This is a genomic window from Agrobacterium sp. NPDC058088 (assembly GCF_042885035.1).
GTDB lineage: Bacteria > Pseudomonadota > Alphaproteobacteria > Rhizobiales > Rhizobiaceae > Agrobacterium.
In genome coordinates this window covers 616855-636555 of sequence record NZ_JBHVSU010000002.1, presented here as the reverse complement: position 1 = coordinate 636555, position 19701 = coordinate 616855, and the positions used below count along the sequence as shown (strand labels likewise).

The following is a 19701-nucleotide window of genomic DNA, read 5'->3' as shown; positions in this document are numbered from 1 at the left end:
CTGCAACACCAGACACCATGGGATGGCACTCACGGCAGGCTGCAGTATGTCTAAATTTTTTGCATGAAGGTTACAGGCAGTGTTGTTGCGGCCTGTCACCCTTACGACAGCAGGAAAGCGCACCTTTCGGGCACCCACCGCATGCCTATAAAACATTGGCCCGGACAAGCCGGGCCAAGACGGGAAGATTTGTTACCTTCCCGATGAAGGTCGATCAGGCCTGGGCCTTCTCGATGAACTTGACGGCGTCGCCAACGGTCAGGATCGAGTCAGCTGCGTCGTCGGGGATCTCGACGCCGAATTCTTCTTCGAAAGCCATGACCAGTTCAACGGTGTCGAGCGAATCAGCGCCCAGATCGTCAATGAAGCTGGCGCCTTCGACAACCTTGTCGGCGTCAACGCCAAGATGATCAATTACAATTTTCTTTACGCGTTCTGCGATATCGCTCATGTCGGTTTCCTCGACCTTTATTTTGAAAGGGAATGCCTTTCGGCACCCTGCCCTGTTAGAAGCCCTCATGCGCCGTTCAAATCCGGCACCGCTGGCAAACCCGTTCAACCCGGTCCAAGCTAGACATCGTCACGCAAAACCGCAACGGCTTCCTGTCTCTCCGGGACGACTGTTCACAGTCTTGGCCCGCTTAACATGGTTTCAATCGGTCGAAAAGCCTGAAAACGCGCTAAGCAAAGCGTATGACAGGCAATTTCCCCGAAAACCCGCAAGCGGGGCCTTGCGGCGCCAGCTACCCAAGAAGGTGCTTAAACAGCGCCGCAATCCTTTTATGACGGTCACAAGTGCCGTCAGATCATCGCCATGCCGCCGTTGACGTGCAGGGTCTGGCCGGTCATATAGGCCGCCTCGTTGGAAGCGAGGTAAAGCACGGCCGATGCGACTTCTGCGCCGGTACCCATGCGCTTCATGGGAATGGCGCCCATGATGGCGTCTTTCTGCTTGTCGTTCAGCTTGCCGGTCATCGCGCTTTCGATGAAGCCCGGGGCCACGCAGTTGACGGTGACGTTGCGGGTGGCGATTTCCTGCGCCAGCGACTTCGAAAAACCGATCATGCCGGCCTTGGAAGCGCAATAGTTAGCCTGGCCGGGGTTACCGGTGACGCCCACGATGGAGGTGATGTTGATGATGCGGCCAAAACGGCGGCGCATCATCGGATGCGTCAGCTCGCGCGTCAGGCGGAACATCGCCGTCAGGTTCACTTCAATGACGTTGTCCCAGTCCTCGTCGCTCATGCGCACGAAGAGGCCGTCCTTGGTGATGCCGGCATTGTTGACGAGGATATCGACGCCTTCCAGTTCGGCTTCGGCCTTTTCGCCGAGTGCCTTCACTTCGGCGCGGTCGGCAAGGTTTGCGGGCAAAATCTTGACGCGCTCGCCAAGTTCCGCCGCCAGCGCTTCGAGCTTTTCAACGCGGGTGCCGTGCAGGCCGACGGTTGCGCCCTGGCTGTGCAGAAGGCGGGCGATTTCTTCGCCAATGCCGCCGGTCGCACCGGTTACGAGAGCCTTGCGGCCGGTAAGATCAAACATGTCCTATTCCTTCTTTAGAGCTTCGGACTGAAAATGTTGAGCGTTATTGCGCCCTGAGGAATGCGGCTGCGGGGAAAAACCGTCAGCCGATAAGCGTAGCGAGAAGCTGGTCGATATCGGCAGCACCGTTGACGGCAACGCCGTTCACCGTCTTGTCGATGCGGCGGGCAAGGCCCGTCAGCACCTTGCCGGAACCGATTTCGTAAAGCTGGGTCACGTTGTTGGCGGCAAACCATTCCACCGTCTCGCGCCAGCGCACCTGGCCCGTTACCTGCTCGACTAGCAGAGCGGCGATCTCGCTCGCGTCGGAAACGGGGGCGGCGCGCACGTTAGCGATGACAGGCACGACCGGATTGTGCTTTTCGACTTTCGCCAGCGCCTCGCGCATCGCTTCTGCCGCCGGCGCCATCAGTGCGGAGTGGAAGGGAGCGGAAACTGGCAGCATGATGGCGCGTTTGGCGCCCTTTTCGGTGGCGATCGCCGCTGCCTTTTCGACAGCCGCCTTGCTGCCCGAGATAACCAGCTGACCACCACCATTGTCGTTGGCGATCTGGCACACGCCGAGAATGCCGGCCTCGTCGCAAATGGCGGAAACGGCATCGTGCTCCAGACCGATAATCGCAGCCATGGCGCCCTCACCCACCGGCACGGCGGCCTGCATGGCATTTCCACGGATGCGCAGAAGACGGGCGGTATCGGCGATCGAGAACGTGCCGGCGGCACAGAGTGCCGAATATTCGCCGAGCGAATGGCCAGCCACATAAGAAACCGTATCGGACAACTTCAGGCCGCGCGCTTCCAGAACCCGCATGACCGCCATGGACACGGCCATGAGGGCCGGTTGGGCATTGGCGGTCAACGTCAGCGTCTCTTCCGGTCCGTTCCACATGATGTCGGAAAGCTTCTGGTCGAGCGCCTCGTCGACTTCCTGAAACACGACGCGCGCTTCCGGATAGCTATCCGCCAGCTCCTTGCCCATGCCGATGGCCTGGCTTCCCTGACCGGGAAATGTGAATGCAATACCCATGGGATGTCGTCCTTCTTTTCTGGCCTTGCCTTTATTCTTTCGGACTTCCATTCACATTCCGGCCAGCGAAGTCAAGGCTTGAAGCCCTATGGCAGGCGTTTGTCAGGGGTTTTGCCGACCTGTTTTCCCCTTTCTTTTCATCATATTTTTTCTTGCACTGCGGCAAATCCCCATTACTTTCACCCCACCTTCCAAACTATCTGGCCAAGCACCGGGACATTTCCATGAAACAGAGACTATTGGGCCGCACGGGTATTTCCGTGTCTGAAATCTGCCTCGGCACCATGACATGGGGCACGCAGAACACCGAAGCCGAAGCGCATGCGCAGATGGATTACGCCATCGAAAACGGCGTCAATTTCTTCGATACGGCAGAGCTTTACCCCACCACGCCCGTTTCCGCTGAAACCCAGGGCCGGACGGAAGATTATATCGGCACCTGGTTTGAAAAGACCGGAAAGCGCGATCAGGTCGTGCTCGCCACCAAAGTTGCCGGCTCAGGACGTGATTACATTCGTGGCGGTCGCGATATCGACGCTGCCGCGATCCGCGAGGCTGTCGATACCAGCCTCCAGCGCCTGAAGACCGACTACATCGACCTCTACCAAATCCACTGGCCGAATCGCGGGACCTATCATTTCCGTGGCGCATGGAGCTTTGACGCTTCCGGCCAGGATACCAAGCGCACGCTTGCCGAAATCACCGAAAAGCTGGAAACGCTCGGCGAACTGGTAAAGGCCGGAAAAATCCGCGCCATTGGCCTTTCCAACGAAAGCGCCTGGGGTACGCAGAAATATATCGATATTGCCGAGGCCAAGGGCCTGCCCCGCGTCGCCACCATTCAGAATGAATATAACCTGCTGTACCGCAGCTTCGATCTCGATATGGCGGAAGTCGCCCATCACGAAGATGTCGGCCTGCTCGCCTATTCGCCGCTGGCGGCAGGGCTGTTGACCGGGAAATACCAGAACGGCGCTCGTCCCACCGGTTCACGCGGAACCATCAACAAGGATCTCGGTGGCCGTTTGCAGCCGCATCAGGAAGCGCCGGTCAAGACCTATCTGGAGCTTGCTGCCGCTCATGGTATCGACCCCGCAAAACTCGCCATTGCCTTCTGCCTGACGCGCCCCTTCATGGCCTCCGTCATCATCGGCGCCACCACCATGGAGCAGTTGAAGGTTGACATTGCGGCCGCAGATATCACTCTTTCCGAAGAGGTGCTGAAGGGCATCGCAGGCATCCACCGGCAATATCCAATGCCGATCTGATGATCAAACGGCGCGCTTTTTCACGGTCGCCCTTGCATTCCGGGCAAAAATCCGTATAAGCGCGCTGTTCACAACACCCGGTCCAATTGGCTGGTGGCTGAACGGAGGGCTGGTTCCGGTGACGGAACAGCAGGAACCATAAGGTTTTTCCGGCCTCCCGTGTCTCCGCTCTCGACCGTCTCGAACAACGCTTTTCTTGCTTTAAGGCTCACGCCTTTTCAGGAGCAGTCGTTGAGGCTTAGCGCCGTTGCCGGGTGAAGGACGAAACGCAAGAAAGGCAAAGCTTAAATGGCTCTTTACGAACACATCTTCCTTGCCCGGCAGGATATTTCTGCCCAGCAGGTCGACGCACTTGTCGAGCAGTACAAGGGCGTTATCGAATCGTTCGGCGGCAAAGTCGGACGCATCGAGAACTGGGGTCTGAAGTCCCTCACCTACCGCATCAAGAAGAACCGCAAGGCTCACTACGCTCTCATGGACATCGACGCTCCGGCGGCCGCCATCCATGAAGTAGAGCGCCAGATGCGCATCAACGAAGACGTTCTTCGCTACATGACCATTGCCGTCGAAGCCCACGAAGAAGGCCCGTCCGCGATGATGCAGAAGCGCGACCGTGACGACCGTCCGCGCCGTGACGGCGACCGTCCGGACCGTGGCCCGCGTGAAGATCGTGGCCCGCGCGCACCGCGCGAAGGTGGCTTCGGCGACCGCGAAGACCGTCCGCGCCGTCCGCGCGAAGACCGTGCATAAGGAGAAGTGACCAATGGCTGATACATCCTCTTCCCAGGCACGCCGCCCGTTTCACCGCCGTCGCAAGACGTGCCCCTTCTCCGGCGCCAACGCTCCGAAGATCGACTACAAGGACGTTCGTCTCCTGCAGCGCTACATTTCCGAGCGCGGCAAGATCGTTCCTTCCCGCATCACGGCCGTTTCCCAGAAGAAGCAGCGCGAACTCGCCCAGGCGATCAAGCGCGCCCGTTTCCTCGGCCTGCTGCCTTACGTCGTAGCGTAATGAATTGAAGCGAGGCTGCGTTTTGGCGCGGCCTCGCTTTTCTCGATCAGCTGACTCTTAATCAGCGGGTCGAAATTATAATCCTTCCGCGTTGGGCGCGGATCGATACTTTAAAAACCCATGTTGGGGATATGGCTCTCCGGAGCGATCCTCTAACTGCTTAAGTTTCAGCAGGACAGCGAAGTGCAGAAGTTGAACCAGACAGTGCTGATTTCCGGCGTTCTCGCCGGCATATGCGCCGCGTTTCTAACGCTTGGCGCAACGGCACAGTCGTCGCTTTCTTTCCTGCTTTATGCCGGTTCCGCCATGCCGATCTTCATTGCCGGCATGGGCTGGGGCAACCGCGCCGCCATCATCGCTGTTATCACCACCGCCATCATCGGCGCTGTGGTCATGTCGCCGCTTTTCGCGCTGACCATTGCCATCTTCACGCTGATCCCGGCAGGATGGCTTTCGCATCTCGCCAATCTGGCGCGCCCCGCCTCCGAGCTTGGCGGCCCGGATGATCTGCTTGCCTGGTATCCGCTGTCCGGCATCGTGCTGCATCTGTGCATTCTGGTTTCCGTCGCCGTCGTCATTCTGGGCTGGATGATCGGTTACGGTCCCGATCTCGTCGCACGCATGGTCGATATCATGATGACCTCGGTGCAGAACCGCGAACCTTTATTCGAGCCCAATGCCGAGGCGCTGGCCCAGACAAAGTCCCTTCTGGTGCTGATGCTGCCGATCGTCCAGGGCGGTCTTTGGGTCATTCTCCTGTTTGCGGCTTATTATTTTGCGACCCGGCTGGTCGGTTCCTTCGGCAAGGGCCTTCGCCCGCGCGAGGACATCGCTTCCGCGCTGCGAATGCACCGCAACGCCATCTTCATTTTCCTCGCAGGCATCGTCGCCATGTTCCTCGGCGGCGTCGTCGCCATGGTCGGCGCGGTCATCTGTGGCACTTTTGGCGCAGGCTTCCTGATGGCGGGTTACGCCTCCCTGCACAAACGCGCTCGGGGCAAGGACTGGCGTCTGCCGGTCCTCATTCTCGCATACCTCTCGGCGGTCTTTGTCTTTCCGCTGTTCATCATTCTCGTGTTCGGCCTCAGCGACGTGCGCAGCACGATCTCCCTGACGCCGGCGCGGAAAACCGACAATACGAACGAAACCAACAACTAGAAAGGATCAAGAAGATGGACGTTATTCTTCTCGAACGCATCAACAAGCTCGGCCAGATGGGCGAAACCGTCAAGGTTCGCGACGGCTATGCCCGTAACTTCCTGCTGCCGCAGGGCAAGGCGCTGCGCGCCAACGCCGCCAACAAGACCCGTTTCGAAACCGAGCGCGCAACGCTCGAAGCCCGTAACCTCGAGCGCAAGTCGGAAGCCCAGAAGGTTGCCGAAGCACTCGAAGGCAAGTCCTTCATCGTCGTCCGTTCGGCTGGCGAAACCGGTCAGCTGTACGGTTCTGTCGCTGCTCGCGACGTCGTCGAAATCCTCGGCGCAGAAGGCTTCAACATCGGTCGCAACCAGGTTGAGCTGAACACGCCGATCAAGACCATCGGTCTGCACAACGTTACCCTGCACCTGCACGCCGAAGTCGAGCTGCAGGTCGAGCTGAACGTTGCCCGTTCTGCTGAAGAAGCAGAGCGTCAGGCCAAGGGCGAAAGCCTCACCTCCGCTGATGCCATCTACGGCGTTGACGAAGACGCGCTGCGTCCGGAAGACTTCTTCGATCCGGAAGCTGACCGCGACGGCGACGACGAATAAGATCTGGCCTAACGGTCAAAGGAAAACCCCGGATGGCGACATCCGGGGTTTTTTGTTTGCGCGCTGAGAGTTTTCGGAGAGGTTTACCCCCCTCTGCCCTGCCGGGCATCTCCCCCACAAGGGGGGAGATCGGCAGGAGGCACTATCATCACTTCATTCGCAGCTGTTGAGATGGGCGAGACCTGACCGCTTGTCGATCTCACCCCTTGAGGGGGAGATGTCCGGCAGGACAGAGGGGGGCGCCTCTTGGCACACTCCCAAGCCAGACTACCTCGCCGCCGTCTCCGACCCGTCAGGCCCCTTGCTCTTATCCACATGCACGACCACCGACATGCCCGGCGAAAGTTCCGCCGCCAGCGGCTGATCCGCGTCGATGGTGATGCGCACACCGAGACGCTGCGCGATCTTCACGAAATTGCCGGTCGCATTGTCGGGCTTGATGACGGCGAATTCCGAACCCGTGGCGGGCGAAAAACGCTCCACATGGCCGGTCAGCTTGCGGCGATGCAGCGCGTCCACCGAGATCGTTACCGGCTGGCCCACCTGCATCCCGGCAAGCTGGGTTTCCTTGAAATTGGCGATAACCCAGACATCATGCGGTACAACGGCCATCAGCTGCGTTCCTGCGGTGACATATTGGCCGGTGCGCACGCCAATTTCGCCGAGCCGGCCATCCACGGGCGCATGGATTTCGGTATTGGCAAGATCGATTCGGGCGAGTTCGACGGCGGCTTCGGCATTGGCGACGGCCGCCTGCAGCGAGCTGCGGTTGACGATGATGGTCTGCAGATCCTGCCGGGAAACTTCGAGCGCAGCTTTCGCCTGGGAGAGCGACGCCCGTGCCTTTTCAAGCGCTGCATGGGCTTCTTCCTGCAGACTGGAAGTTCCGACACCGCTCTTGATCAGATTATCCTGCCGATCGGAGGCGAGCTGCGCCTGCTTCAGTGAGGCTGTGGCGCTGTCGACCGCCGCTTCACTGGAGCGGATATTGGCATTGGCGGCATTTTCCTGCTGGCGGGAATTGTCGAGTGCCGCCTTGTGCGTATCGAGCGTTGCTTCCGCCTGCGCCTGTTTCTGGCGATAGATGCGATCATCGATCCTGGCCAGCAGGGTGCCCTGTTTGACTTCCTGATAGTCCTTCACCGGAACATCCACGACATAACCGCTGACCTGCGGGCTCATCATGGTGACGTAGCCCCTGACAAAGGCGTTGTCGGTCATTTCGACGGTGGAAAGGAAAGGCGGCAGCCGCCAGGCGTAAAGCACCAGCGCCACACCGGCGATGCCGCCGAGCAGCACGAGAATGGAAACGGGGGTAAAAAACTTCTTCAGCATGATGTCACTCTTGGATGTTCAAGACTGTGTCGCTGGCGCGGCATCGGCATTTCCCGAAAGGAGAGGCCAGATGCGTCGCCAGGCAAGATGGATTAAAAGGAAGGTGAGCGCCAGCGCCGAGACAACTGATATCAGCAGGAACGTATCGTTGTAGGCAAGCACATAGGCTTCCCTGCTGACCTGCTGACCGAGCAGCGACAACCCCTCCGCCTTCAGCAAGGCAGGATCGGTGATGATGTGGCTGTAAGCGCCGGAAAGTTGGGACACACGCTGGGCAACCACGGGATTGGTAAGCAGGATATTTTCCACCAGAATATTGGAGTGGAATTTCTCCCGCAGCGTCACGAAGCTGCCGAGCAGGCCGGTCATCAGCATCGAGCCGGTGATTTGCGTGAACAGGAAGATGGTGATGAAGTTCACCAGATAGGGCGCACCGCGGGCCAGCGCTGCGCCAAAGCCCTTGGCCATGACGGGCGGCAGGAACATGGCCGCACCAAAGGCGATCATCATCTGGCTGAGATACATCTGCTCCGGACGGGTCAGATTGGTGGACTGGCTGTCCATGAAGGAGCCGGCGGCGATCAATGTCAGCGCAATGACATGAGCCGTATCGACATATTTCGTCAGCATCAACCAGGCGCAGGCGGCACCGCCGAGAATGGTGGCCAGCAGCACCAGCGCATAAAGCGTGGTGGTCTGGTCGTTGAGCAGGCCCAGTTGCTGATAAAAGCTGACTGCCGTGGACGATTGTTCCGACGACACCGCCCGATAGACCAACAGGACGGCAATGGCGTGCAGGTTGGTTTTGGAAAAAATCCAGCGCAGGTCGAGCAACGGGTTCTTACGCGGCAATTCGATGAAAGCCATCAGCGTCAGAAGCGCGATGGATGTCGCCAGCAACGCACCAAGCCACCAGGTTTCGAACCACCAGTAAAACCGGCCAAGCGTCAGCATGACTGCAAGGCAACCGAGACCGCCTGCAAACAGCAGATAGCTCAGAATATCCATGCGCTCGATGACTTTCGCGCGTGGCGGCGGTGTGACCTTGAGGACGTAGATCATCGCAAGCGAGATCAGCGCAAAACCAACCTCCATCGAATAAAGGGCGCTCCAGCCATCGATCGCCAGCAGCGATGGTGACACCATGCGCGCAATCGGCGCCGACAACAGCGTGCCCGTCAGCGCGATGCTGAAACCGAGCGAAAATTTCCGGGCGGGCGGAAAAGCCTCCAGAATATAAAGGAAGCCGAGCGACGAAATCGGTGCGGCGGCCATGCCGCTGATGAAGCGGATGACGATTGCCGAATGCAGATCCGTGACGAAAAGGTTGAGGCAGTTGGCGACGACAAAAGCGACGATGGAGAGTTCAGCAAAAGGTCGCAGGCCATATTGCGCCCTGACCTTGAACAGCGCGATGGAAAACGTGGCATAAGGCGCCATGTAGGCGGCGGAGAGCCAGGCGACCTCGGCTACAGTTGCGGAGAACTCGCCCTGCAGCTGATAGATATTCGCCATGACGAGGTTCATGCCGAGGCCCTGCGTTATGAAAAAACACAGTCCAGCGAAGATGAAGCAGAGCCGTAGCCAGAGCGGGCGATCCGGCTGGACTGGCGCCGCGGGGGCCGGCTGCGGAGCAGGGTCAGCTATCACCTCTTGGCGCGCAGCGGCAGTGTCAGCCTCCAAGCGCTCGGGATCGGGCGCTTTTTCCAGCCTCGCTTCATCATCATTCTGCGACACGATGGTGCTCATGGCTGCACTCTCCCCGTTGCGAGATGATGCAGGTTAGCGGAAAGACGGCGCATGACATCCAATGCCATCGCCAGATCCTGTGAAGAAATATCGGCAGCGATTTCCGAACGCAGCGATTTCGCCATCGCCTGAACCGTTTCGGATGTCTTTTCGCCTTCCGCCGTCATGTGAATGCGTTTTGCCCGACGGTCGTTTTCATCGGAACGGCGCTCGATGAGGTTCTGTTTTTCCATACCGTCAAGCACCCGCACCAGCGTCGGCGTTTCGATTTCCATTTCCTCGGCAAGTTCCGTCTGCGTCAGCGGGCCGCGCCGCGAGAGCGCAAAAAGCGCACGCGCACGCGCCAGCGTCAGCCCGCTTTCCCCAACCCGCGCATCGAAAAACGCGCGCAGTTTGCGGGTGAAAGCGGAAACTTCATCGAGAAGCTGTTCCTTGTCGGTCTCGCGGGACATGTCAGCAAGCCTTATAATTAGCACACTACTTATTTTCTGCCTATTTATTCGTAAGCCTGACGATTTTCAAGTTTCTTTCACGCCGGGTCTGCCATGCGGTAAACTCATGGCAGCGAATCACGTTGCCGGAAAATTCCGGCGCCCCGTTCCCACTCCCCTGTGGATTGCTGGGGACAACTGAAGATGTGATCAAGCTTCGCAGAGTGGACGTCAGCCTGCCACGGAGTGTTGCAACAATATCATTGACTGCCATGCCCCAGGAAGCCAAACCCGAGGTGTAAGGACAAAGGCAAAGGGAGATCGCGCAAACCATGAACGACGCTGTGAGAAAGATCACCCCCGCGCAACCGGCGGAACCGCATTACCGCGAAGCGCCCAACAACATCGAGGCCGAACAGGCGCTGCTCGGCGCCATTCTCGTGAATAACGACGCCTATTACCGCGTATCGGACTTCCTGAAGCCCGTGCACCTCTACGAGCCGCTGCACCGCAAGATTTTCGAGGTGGCGGGCGATATCATCCGCATGGGCAAGACCGCCAATCCGGTGACGATCAAGACCTTCCTGCCCGCCGACGACAAGATCGGCGATCTGACGGTGGCGCAGTATCTCGCGCGTCTGGCGGCAGAAGCCGTGTCGATCATCAACGCGGAAGATTACGGCCGGGCGATCTATGATCTGGCGCTGCGCCGCGCGCTGATCCAGATCGGCGAGGATGTCGTCAACATCGCCTATGACGCGCCGCTGGACATGCCCCCGCAGGCTCAGATCGAAGACACCGAACGACGCCTGTTCGAACTGGCGGAAACCGGCCGTTATGACGGCGGCTTCCAGTCGTTCAACGACGCGGTGGCGCTGGCGATCGACATGGCGGGCGCGGCCTTCGAGCGCGACGGCAATCTTTCAGGCATCTCCACCGGCATTCATTCGCTCGATGGGCGCATGGGCGGCCTGCAGCGTTCCGACCTGATCGTGCTTGCGGGTCGTCCGGGTATGGGCAAGACCTCGCTTGCCACCAACATCGCCTATAATATTGCCGCCTCCTATGAGCAGGAAGTGCAGCCCGACGGCTCTTTCAAGGCGAAGAACGGCGGCGTCGTCGGCTTTTATTCGCTCGAAATGTCGTCCGAACAGCTGGCCACCCGTATCATTTCCGAGCAGACGGAAGTCTCCTCTTCCAAAATCCGCCGTGGTGACATCACCGAGTCCGATTTCGAAAAGCTCGTGGCCTGCAGCCAGATGATGCAGAAGGTGCCGCTTTACATCGACCAGACCGGTGGTATCTCCATCGCCCAGCTTTCCGCCCGCGCCCGTCGCCTGAAGCGCCAGCGCGGCCTCGATGTTCTTGTCGTGGACTATATTCAGCTGATGACCGGCGGTGGCAAGGGCGGCGAAAACCGCGTGCAGGAAATCACCCAGATAACCACGGGCCTCAAGGCGCTGGGCAAGGAACTCAACGTTCCGATCATCGCGCTCTCGCAGCTCTCTCGTGCGGTGGAAAACCGCGAAGACAAGCGCCCGCAGCTTTCAGACCTGCGCGAATCGGGCTCCATCGAGCAGGACGCCGACGTGGTGCTGTTCGTGTTCCGCGAGGAATATTACGTGAAGAACATGGAACCGCGCGATATTTCCGATCCCAAATATGCCGAGTGGGAAGCCCTGTTCGACAAGGTGAAAGGCACGGCAGACGTCATCATCGCTAAGCAGCGTCACGGACCGACCGGAACGGTGAAGCTCGCCTTCCAGTCCGAATTCACGCGCTTTGCCGATCTGGCCGACCCGAGCTTCACCCAGTACGAAGAACATTGATCTGGAGCATAGCGAGGGTGATGTATTTTTGCCCTCGCTGCGCCCGTTGCATTTCGGACGTAGAGTCCGGAGTCTTTTCAGGACTTTGGCAGGATTGTCTCACAATCCGATTCCGCGCAGCAGCGCCACGGACGCAACGCCGAGGGCCGCTGCCGGCAGCAGGCTGAAGCGCAGGGCCGCAATGGCCGTCAGAGCGCAAGCGATGGTTTCAGCCGGGCCGCTGGCGAGCGCCGTCGGCGTGACCACCGCCATCAGGACGGCGGGCGGCACCACGCCGAGCGCCTTTTTCAGACGCGGCGTCAGGGTGAAATGACTGACCAGCAGCAGGCCGCCCAGACGCGTGGCAACGGTTGCCGCCATCATGGCGAGGATTGTTAGCAGCGTGTTCGGGTCGAGCGTCATGCCGGCTGCTTCACCTGTTCTTCACGCCCGAAGGCGGCGACGGCAAGCCCCGCCAGCGCCCCGGCGGCGATATACCACGCGCCGGGAACCAGCGTGTGGGTGAGACAGGCAGCGGATGCGCTTGCCAGAAGCACGAAGCCGGTTTCCCTGCCCTTCCAGAAACCCATGAGCAGCACGATGAAGACGGCGGGAAAGGCAAAATCCAGACCGATGACCGACATGTCTCCCACCACCGAACCGAGCAGCGCGCCGACAAGCGTTGCGACGTTCCAGACGAGATAGATGGAAAGCGCGGATCCGGTAAAAAAGGCAGGTGTCAGCCTGCCGGCAATGACACGGAATTCCGATAGCGCCCAGGATTCATCCGTCAATACCAGCATCGCTGCATATTTCCGCCAGCCCTTGAAGTCGCCCAGCTTGCCGGCGATGGAGGCGCTCATCAGCACATGGCGTAGATTGACGAGAAGCGCCGCAAAACCGAGCGCTGTCCAGCTTGCGGGATGGGTCCATAGATCCATCGCCACGAATTGTGAGCCGCCGGCAAAGACCAGCATCGACATCAACGAGGCCTCAAGTGGCGACAGGCCCTTGCCGATGGCGACCGCGCCGAACACCACGCCGATCGGCACCATGGCGACCAGCAATGGGGCGGCGGCCCGCAGCCCCGCGATAAATTCCGCGCGTTTCTCCGATATGAACATCGCATTCTCCCTTTCGAAGGAAAGGGATTACGCTTGAGACATACAGTCGTCTTGAACGAAAGTGACGTTGCGTGAAGGAACGGTGTCCGGCAGGTCAACCCGTCCGAAATTGTCCCGGTGTTACGCCAGTACGCGCCTTGAAATGCCGGGTAAAGTGCGCCTGATCGGCGAAACCACACAGTGCCGCTACCTCGGCTGGCATCTCGCCGGCACGCAGAAGCCGACGCGCCCTGCGGATGCGCACATCCGTCAGATAGGCGTGCGGGGTGATGTGAAACTCCTTGCGAAACGCGCGGATGAGATGCGCCCGGCTGAGACCGGCGATAGAGGCGAGTTCTTCAAGGCCAATATCGCTCTCGTAATTATCGGTGAGATAATCCCGGGCGGTATGGACCGCCGTTTTCTCGCGGGTTTCGACCGGCAGGATGATGGCGCTGCCATGCCGACCGAACAGGGCCGCCAGAACCGAAAACATTCCCTCATCCGCCTCCAGCGCCCCGGTTCTGGCCTCCAGCCGCCGGTGCGCCATCTGGAAGGAGGCGGCCATCTGCGGATCGCGCGGCAGAAACTTCGGGAAGGATGGCGTGCCGTGAAATGCTCTGCCCGTTACGTCCTCGATGATGCCGCGCAGCAGTGCCGTGTCGGGATAGATCATGCGGTAACGATAACCGCCGCCGCCGGGCGCGCCGTCGTGAATCTCGTCGGGATTGATGAGATAAAGATGCCCTGGCCCCGTCTGTTCGGTGGTGCCCTGAATGGTGGAAATCTGCGAGCCGCTTTCGATTGCACCGATGGAAAACGTGTCATGTGCATGCGGTGAATATTCATGGGTGAGAAACGTCGCGCTCAGGCATTCCATGCCGCCAAAACGTCCGTCCCGCCAGAAACGCGTGGTTTCCGTCGTGGCAACGGGCATGAAATCGAGGGCCTGTTCCTGCGAAACATTGTGCATGAGCGAAGTTTAGAGCATTCGATCCTTACCGTCTTGAACAAAAGTGCTAGGGTCTGGCCGGTTCCAAGATCAACCGGACGCATGGCATGACAGACGACTTCGAAGACAGCTTTCCCGAAAATGATGCTTTCGAGCACGCGCCGCTGAGACTGACCGTCGATCTCGGCGCTCTCGCCGATAATTGGCGGGACATGAAGAAGCGGTCCGGAAGCGCGCGGACGGCGGCTGTCGTCAAGGCCGATGCCTATGGTCTCGGTATCGAGGATTGCGGCGCGACGCTCTACCACGCCGGCGCGCGGGACTTCTTCGTGGCGACGGTGGCCGAGGGCGCAACGCTGCGTTCCTATGCTCCCGAAGCGCGCATCTTCGTCTTGTCAGGCATATGGCAGGGACAGGAAGGGCAGGTCTTCGACAATGATCTGGTGCCGGTGCTGGCATCAGAAGAACAGCTGTCCTTCTGGATGGCGACCGTTGCCGAACGGGGCGACCACCCCTGCGCGCTGCATGTGGATACCGGTTTCAATCGGCTCGGGCTGCCGCTCGACGACGCGCTGTTCCTTGCCGATGACGTCACACGGCCGGCGAGTTTCGACCCGGTTCTGGTGCTGTCACATCTCGCCTGCGCAGACACACCCTCCTCACCGATGAACAGGGCGCAGCTCGAATCATTCCGGAAGGTTAGCGCCACTTTCGAAGGTATCGAATCAAGCCTTTCGGCATCCGCCGGGATTTTCCTCGGCTCAGATTATCATTTCGACCTCACCCGCCCGGGCATCGCCCTTTATGGCGGCGAGGCGGTCAACGATGTGGCCAACCCGATGCGGCCTGTCGCCAAAGCCGAGGCGCGGATCATCCAGATACGCGAGGCGGGTGAAGGCCAGACCGTCAGCTATGGCGGCAGCTTCCTGCTGAAGCGCGCCAGCCGGCTTGCCATTGCTTCCGTCGGTTATGCGGATGGATATCAGCGTTCGCTGTCCGGCTCCGGCATTCCGCTGCGTGAAATGGATCATGGCGGCGCCTACGGTGTCGTTAACGGCCATAAAGTGCCCGTCGCCGGCCGCGTGACCATGGACCTCACCATTTTCGACGTGACGGATGTACCTGTTAATGCCATTCGCAGCGGCGACTATATCGAGCTCTTTGGCCCCAACGTACCGGTAGACGAGACCGCGCGGGCGGCCGGCACTATCGGCTATGAGATGCTGACGGGGCTTGGCCTGCGTTACGAACGGCAATATCTGATGGCCGACGACTGAGAGCCACCTTTAGCGCTTGGAAAGCCGACGCGACCTGTGCTAAAAGAGAACAAAAGGAGATCGAAATGCCCGAAATCCATTTGAGCGAGCAGGACGAGAAGTTCATCGAAGAGCAGGTGGCGGCTGGCATCTTCAAGGATGCAGACGCGGTGGTATCCGCCGGTTTGCGCCTGCTCGGCAGTAATGAAGGCAAGCTCGTAGAGCTTCAGCGACTGATCCAGGAAGGGCTGGACGATATGGAAGCCGGCCGGGTGATGGAGTTTTCCACGGCGGATGATTTAACCGCACATATCATAAAGCTCGCGGGGGAACAGAATGAAGCGAAGGCGTCTGGTGATCACCACACGGGCACTGGACGATCTTCTCGCCGATCATAATTATATCGCGCAATTCAATCCCGTTGCTGCCAGGCGCTTTCTGGACGATATCAACGTCAAAATGATCTCGCTGGCGCGATACGGGATAACAGGTGTGCCTCGGAGCTTCGCGCCGAATTTGCGGGCTTTCCCCTATCGTGATCGATGCATCTATTTCGTCGTCGACGACAAGAAGATGTATGTGCTGCGCGTGCTGCATGGCCATCAAGACATTTCCGCCGACGATTTCAAACAAGAAGAAAACTGACATAAGATGGCCAAAGCCAAGACCCAATTCGTGTGCCAGAACTGCGGCACGGTTCACACCCGCTGGGCGGGAAAATGCGAAGGCTGCGGCGAGTGGAATACCATCGTCGAAGAGGATCCGATGGGCGGTATCGGCTCCGGGCCGGGCAAGGTGCCGAAGAAGGGCAGACCCGTCACGCTCACCTCACTTTCCGGCGAGATCGAGGAAGCGCCGCGTATTCCGACCGGCATCAGCGAGCTGGACCGGGCGACGGGCGGCGGTTTCGTGCGTGGTTCGGCCGTTCTGATCGGCGGCGATCCTGGTATCGGCAAATCGACGCTGCTGATGCAGGCGGCTGCCGCCCTGTCGCGGCGTGGGCATCGCGTCATCTATGTGTCAGGCGAAGAGGCGGTGGCGCAGGTGCGCCTGCGCGCCCAGCGTCTGGGGGCGGCGGAAACCGATGTGCTGCTGGCGGCGGAAACCAATGTCGAGGATATTCTGGCGACGGTTTCCGAGGGCAAGCGGCCCGATCTCATCATCATCGATTCCATCCAGACATTGTGGAGCGACACGGCCGATTCCGCACCCGGCACGGTGACGCAGGTGCGCACTGGTGTGCAGGCGATGATCCGCTTCGCCAAGCAGACGGGTGCGACCATGGTGCTTGTCGGCCACGTCACCAAGGAAGGCCAGATCGCCGGTCCGCGCGTGGTCGAGCACATGGTCGATGCCGTGCTTTATTTCGAGGGTGACCGCGGCCACCACTACCGTATTTTGCGCACCGTCAAGAACCGCTTCGGGCCGACGGACGAGATCGGCGTGTTCGAAATGTCGGATCGCGGCCTCAGGGAAGTCTCCAACCCCTCCGAGCTGTTTCTGGGCGAGCGCAACGAAAAATCTCCCGGAGCCGCCGTTTTCGCCGGCATCGAAGGCACCCGTCCGGTGCTCGTCGAAGTGCAGGCGCTGGTCGCCGCCACCTCACTTGGAACGCCGCGCCGTGCCGTGGTCGGCTGGGACAGTTCGCGGCTTGCCATGACCCTTGCCGTGCTGGAGGCCCATTGCGGCGTAAAGCTCGGCCAGCATGACGTTTATTTGAATGTCGCCGGAGGATACCGTATTTCCGAACCGGCGGCGGATATGGCGATTGCGTCTGCGTTGGTTTCCTCGCTGGCCGGCCTTGCCCTGCCTGCCGATTGCGTCTATTTCGGCGAAATCAGCCTGTCGGGTGCGGTACGGCCGGTGGCGCATACGGTGCAGCGGTTGAAAGAAGCCGAAAAACTTGGCTTTTCCGCCGCACTTCTGCCGTCTGGTTCGGCTGAATTGCCGAAAGCGGGCAAGGGTCGCTGGACGGAAATTGAAAGCCTTCCAGACCTCGTTGCCCGCATCGCCGGCTCCGGCAACCGGTTCAAACAGGTTGAGGACGACGAATATTGATCCTTTCGCCAAGGGAAACAGTGGTGTAAGAGGATCGCAAAATTGGCAAGGCAGCGTCTGACAAGGCGTCGCACCTCCGGAGTTGGTATATGCCCATTACAATTTTCGACGGCATCGTCATCGCCGTTGTTCTTTTCTCCGCCCTTCTTGCGATGGTGCGCGGTTTTTCACGCGAGATTCTGTCGATTGCGAGCTGGGGTGGCTCGGTGGCCGCCGCCTATTATCTTTATCCGGTCCTGCTGCCCTATGCGCGCAACTATACCGATGACGACAAGATCGCCATTGCCGGTTCCGCCGGCGTGGTCTTCCTTGTCTCGCTGATCGTCATTTCCTTCATCACCTCGCGTATTGCCGATTTCATCATCGACAGCCGCATCGGCGCACTGGATCGCACGCTGGGCTTCCTGTTCGGCGCCGCGCGCGGCATTCTTTTGCTGGTCGTCGCCGTCGCCTTCTGGAACTGGCTGGTGGATGTGAAGACGCAGCCGGAATGGGTGACCCAGGCCAAGTCCAAGCCCTTCCTAGACGGGCTGGTGGGCAAGTTGGAGGCGGTTCTGCCTGACGATATCGAGCCGCAGATCCGTGCCCGTATTCTTGGAAAACCACAGGAACCGGCAGCCGCGCAGGCGCCTGCCGAAGATGTGCCGGCCACAAATCAACCGGCAACGAATAATTGACACAGTGTCGCGCCTTGCAATGCATGCAAGGCGCGCTATTTGTGCTAAATATCAAGCACGACACAGATGGGCCGACCGGGAGAGATACTCACCGGAGAGGTCTTTCTTTTTTCTCGGTAGAGAGCAAGGGCAAGCCGGATGATTGAGCCGCTTTCGCATTCCACATTCCATGGAACCACTTTCAAGGAAGAGATCGACGGCGATACGCTGCATGAAGAATGCGGCGTGTTCGGCATTCTCGGCCATGCCGATGCCTCGGCGCTGACCGCTCTCGGTCTGCATGCGCTGCAGCATCGCGGCCAGGAAGCTGCCGGCATCGTCTCCTTCGACGGCAAGCGCTTCCATCAAGAGCGCCATATGGGCCTCGTCGGCGATCATTATACCGATCCCGCAACGCTCGCCCGCCTGCCCGGGTCCATCGCCATTGGCCACACCCGTTATTCGACGACAGGCGAAGTGGCGATGCGCAACGTGCAGCCGCTGTTTGCCGAGCTGGAAGAAGGCGGCATTTCCATTGCCCATAACGGCAACTTCACCAACGGCCTGACGCTTCGCCGCCAGATCATCGCGACGGGCGCCATCTGTCAGTCGACGTCGGATACCGAAGTCGTGCTTCACCTTATCGCCCGCTCCCGCCACTCTTCCACTGCCGATCGCTTCATCGATGCGATCCGCCAGATGGAAGGCGGGTATTCGATGCTGGCGATGACCCGCACCAAGCTGATCGCCGCGCGCGACCCTATCGGCATCCGCCCGCTGGTCATGGGCGAGCTGGACGGCAAGCCGATCTTCTGCTCGGAAACCTGTGCTCTCGATATCATCGGCGCGAAATTCGTGCGCGACGTTGAAAACGGCGAAGTCATCATCTGCGAAATCCAGCCTGACGGTTCGATCACCATCGATGCGCGCAAGCCGTCGAAGCCGCAGCCCGAGCGTCTTTGCCTGTTTGAATATGTCTATTTCGCCCGCCCCGATTCCGTCGTCGGCGGCCGCAACGTCTATACGACGCGCAAGAACATGGGCATGAACCTTGCCAAGGAAGCGCCGCTGGAAGCCGACGTCGTTGTCCCGGTTCCCGATGGCGGCACGCCGGCTGCGCTCGGTTTTGCGCAGGAAAGCGGCATTCCCTTCGAATACGGCATCATCCGCAACCATTATGTCGGCCGTACCTTCATCGAGCCGACGCAGCAGATCCGCGCATTCGGCGTCAAGCTCAAGCATTCCGCCAACCGGGCGATGATCGAAGGCAAGCGCGTGGTGCTTGTGGATGATTCCATCGTGCGCGGCACGACCTCGGTCAAGATCGTGCAGATGATCCGCGAAGCCGGCGCCAAGGAAGTGCATATCCGCGTCGCCAGCCCGATGATCTTCCACCCCGATTTTTATGGCATCGACACACCTGACGCCGACAAGCTGCTGGCGAACCAGTATGCCGACGTCGACGCGATGGCGAAATATATCGGCGCCGATTCGCTCGCTTTCCTGTCGATCGACGGGCTTTACCGCGCCGTTGGCGGTGAGAACCGCAATCAGGCGCGGCCGCAGTTCACCGACCATTATTTCACCGGCGATTACCCGACCCGCCTCCTCGACAAGAACGGCGAGGCGATGGGCAGCAAGATTTCCATGCTGGCCAGCAACGGCTGATAAGCGCTACTGAACAAGCGGCCACCGGCCTCCGGTGGCCGCTTTTTTCTTGCCTTCTGTTCAGTCTGATGGCGGCGGCAATATAATTGCT

General features: G+C 59.7%; 21 protein-coding genes. 12 read left to right on the top strand and 9 right to left on the bottom strand.

What is annotated here, in order from left to right; genetic code table 11:
• Positions 1-214: 214 nt before the first annotated feature.
• The 3 genes from ACFVTJ_RS08455 to fabD form a co-directional block, all read right to left on the bottom strand.
• Positions 215-451 carry an acyl carrier protein gene (locus ACFVTJ_RS08455; RefSeq protein WP_003502080.1) on the bottom strand — a complete coding sequence of 79 codons (237 nt, stop codon included), beginning with the start codon at positions 449-451 and terminating at the stop codon, positions 215-217.
• A 350-nt stretch (positions 452-801) separates the two neighbouring features.
• Complete coding sequence (gene fabG / locus ACFVTJ_RS08450) at positions 802-1539, bottom strand: 3-oxoacyl-[acyl-carrier-protein] reductase (protein ID WP_386906331.1); 738 nt, start codon at positions 1537-1539, stop codon at positions 802-804.
• 82 nt (positions 1540-1621) lie between these two features.
• Positions 1622-2566, bottom strand: coding sequence for an ACP S-malonyltransferase (gene fabD, locus ACFVTJ_RS08445; RefSeq protein ID WP_386906329.1), 945 nt, complete (start codon positions 2564-2566; stop codon positions 1622-1624).
• A 224-nt stretch (positions 2567-2790) separates the two neighbouring features.
• On the opposite strand from fabD, the gene ACFVTJ_RS08440 reads away from it, so the two are divergent.
• From ACFVTJ_RS08440 to rplI, 5 genes are all read left to right on the top strand, one after another.
• A complete protein-coding gene (locus ACFVTJ_RS08440) occupies positions 2791-3834 on the top strand; it encodes an aldo/keto reductase (RefSeq protein ID WP_386906327.1) in 1044 nt (347 codons plus the stop codon).
• 288 nt (positions 3835-4122) lie between these two features.
• Positions 4123-4584 (top strand): 30S ribosomal protein S6, encoded by a 462-nt coding sequence (gene rpsF / locus ACFVTJ_RS08435; protein ID WP_003520723.1) that lies wholly within the window; start codon positions 4123-4125, stop codon positions 4582-4584.
• A 13-nt stretch (positions 4585-4597) separates the two neighbouring features.
• A complete protein-coding gene (gene rpsR, locus ACFVTJ_RS08430; protein WP_003496832.1) occupies positions 4598-4846 on the top strand; it encodes a 30S ribosomal protein S18 in 249 nt (82 codons plus the stop codon).
• Positions 4847-5029: 183 nt separating this feature from the next.
• Positions 5030-6004, top strand: a complete 975-nt coding sequence (locus ACFVTJ_RS08425) for a DUF2232 domain-containing protein (RefSeq protein ID WP_386906324.1) — start codon at positions 5030-5032, stop codon at positions 6002-6004.
• A gap of 14 nt (positions 6005-6018) precedes the next feature.
• Positions 6019-6594, top strand: coding sequence for a 50S ribosomal protein L9 (gene rplI, locus ACFVTJ_RS08420; protein WP_077982571.1), 576 nt, complete (start codon positions 6019-6021; stop codon positions 6592-6594).
• A gap of 267 nt (positions 6595-6861) precedes the next feature.
• On the opposite strand, the gene ACFVTJ_RS08415 is transcribed toward rplI, so the two are convergent.
• The 3 genes from ACFVTJ_RS08415 to ACFVTJ_RS08405 are packed head-to-tail and all read right to left on the bottom strand — an operon-like array spanning position 6862 to position 10130.
• On the bottom strand, positions 6862-7929 hold the full coding sequence (locus ACFVTJ_RS08415; RefSeq protein ID WP_386906321.1) for an HlyD family secretion protein: 1068 nt from the start codon (positions 7927-7929) through the stop codon (positions 6862-6864).
• Positions 7930-7947: 18 nt separating this feature from the next.
• Positions 7948-9678 carry an MFS transporter gene (locus ACFVTJ_RS08410; protein ID WP_386906319.1) on the bottom strand — a complete coding sequence of 577 codons (1731 nt, stop codon included), beginning with the start codon at positions 9676-9678 and terminating at the stop codon, positions 7948-7950.
• On the bottom strand, positions 9675-10130 hold the full coding sequence (locus ACFVTJ_RS08405) for a MarR family winged helix-turn-helix transcriptional regulator (RefSeq protein ID WP_386906317.1): 456 nt from the start codon (positions 10128-10130) through the stop codon (positions 9675-9677). The genes ACFVTJ_RS08410 and ACFVTJ_RS08405 overlap by 4 nt, the downstream gene beginning before the upstream one ends.
• A 311-nt stretch (positions 10131-10441) precedes the next feature.
• Here ACFVTJ_RS08405 and ACFVTJ_RS08400 point away from each other — a divergent pair, with 311 nt between their 5' ends.
• On the top strand, positions 10442-11938 hold the full coding sequence (locus tag ACFVTJ_RS08400; protein ID WP_137410048.1) for a replicative DNA helicase: 1497 nt from the start codon (positions 10442-10444) through the stop codon (positions 11936-11938).
• Positions 11939-12037: 99 nt separating this feature from the next.
• Here the strand turns inward: ACFVTJ_RS08400 and ACFVTJ_RS08395 are convergent, their stop codons facing one another.
• The 3 genes from ACFVTJ_RS08395 to ACFVTJ_RS08385 form a co-directional block, all read right to left on the bottom strand.
• The gene (locus ACFVTJ_RS08395) at positions 12038-12340 is read right to left on the bottom strand and encodes an AzlD family protein (protein WP_386906315.1); all 303 of its coding nucleotides are present in this window, start codon (positions 12338-12340) and stop codon (positions 12038-12040) included.
• A complete protein-coding gene (locus ACFVTJ_RS08390; RefSeq protein ID WP_386906313.1) occupies positions 12337-13041 on the bottom strand; it encodes an AzlC family ABC transporter permease in 705 nt (234 codons plus the stop codon). Before ACFVTJ_RS08390 ends, ACFVTJ_RS08395 begins: the two co-directional genes overlap by 4 nt.
• Positions 13042-13135: 94 nt before the next feature.
• Entirely contained in the window at positions 13136-13993 is an 858-nt protein-coding gene (locus ACFVTJ_RS08385) for an AraC family transcriptional regulator (protein ID WP_386906311.1), read from the bottom strand.
• Positions 13994-14079: 86 nt separating this feature from the next.
• Between ACFVTJ_RS08385 and alr the strand changes: the two genes are divergently transcribed.
• From alr to purF, 6 genes are all read left to right on the top strand, one after another.
• Complete coding sequence (gene alr / locus ACFVTJ_RS08380; protein ID WP_386906309.1) at positions 14080-15249, top strand: alanine racemase; 1170 nt, start codon at positions 14080-14082, stop codon at positions 15247-15249.
• A 65-nt stretch (positions 15250-15314) separates the two neighbouring features.
• Positions 15315-15626: a type II toxin-antitoxin system ParD family antitoxin gene (locus tag ACFVTJ_RS08375; protein WP_386906307.1), complete on the top strand. Its 312-nt coding sequence runs from the start codon at positions 15315-15317 to the stop codon at positions 15624-15626.
• Entirely contained in the window at positions 15583-15873 is a 291-nt protein-coding gene (locus tag ACFVTJ_RS08370) for a type II toxin-antitoxin system RelE/ParE family toxin (RefSeq protein ID WP_386906305.1), read from the top strand. The genes ACFVTJ_RS08375 and ACFVTJ_RS08370 overlap by 44 nt, the downstream gene beginning before the upstream one ends.
• Before the next feature lie 6 nt (positions 15874-15879).
• Positions 15880-17286 carry a DNA repair protein RadA gene (radA, locus tag ACFVTJ_RS08365; RefSeq protein WP_386906303.1) on the top strand — a complete coding sequence of 469 codons (1407 nt, stop codon included), beginning with the start codon at positions 15880-15882 and terminating at the stop codon, positions 17284-17286.
• An 89-nt stretch (positions 17287-17375) separates the two neighbouring features.
• Positions 17376-17963, top strand: coding sequence for a CvpA family protein (locus tag ACFVTJ_RS08360; protein WP_080791012.1), 588 nt, complete (start codon positions 17376-17378; stop codon positions 17961-17963).
• A 138-nt stretch (positions 17964-18101) separates the two neighbouring features.
• On the top strand, positions 18102-19610 hold the full coding sequence (gene purF / locus ACFVTJ_RS08355) for an amidophosphoribosyltransferase (RefSeq protein WP_386906301.1): 1509 nt from the start codon (positions 18102-18104) through the stop codon (positions 19608-19610).
• Positions 19611-19701: the final 91 nt, after the last annotated feature.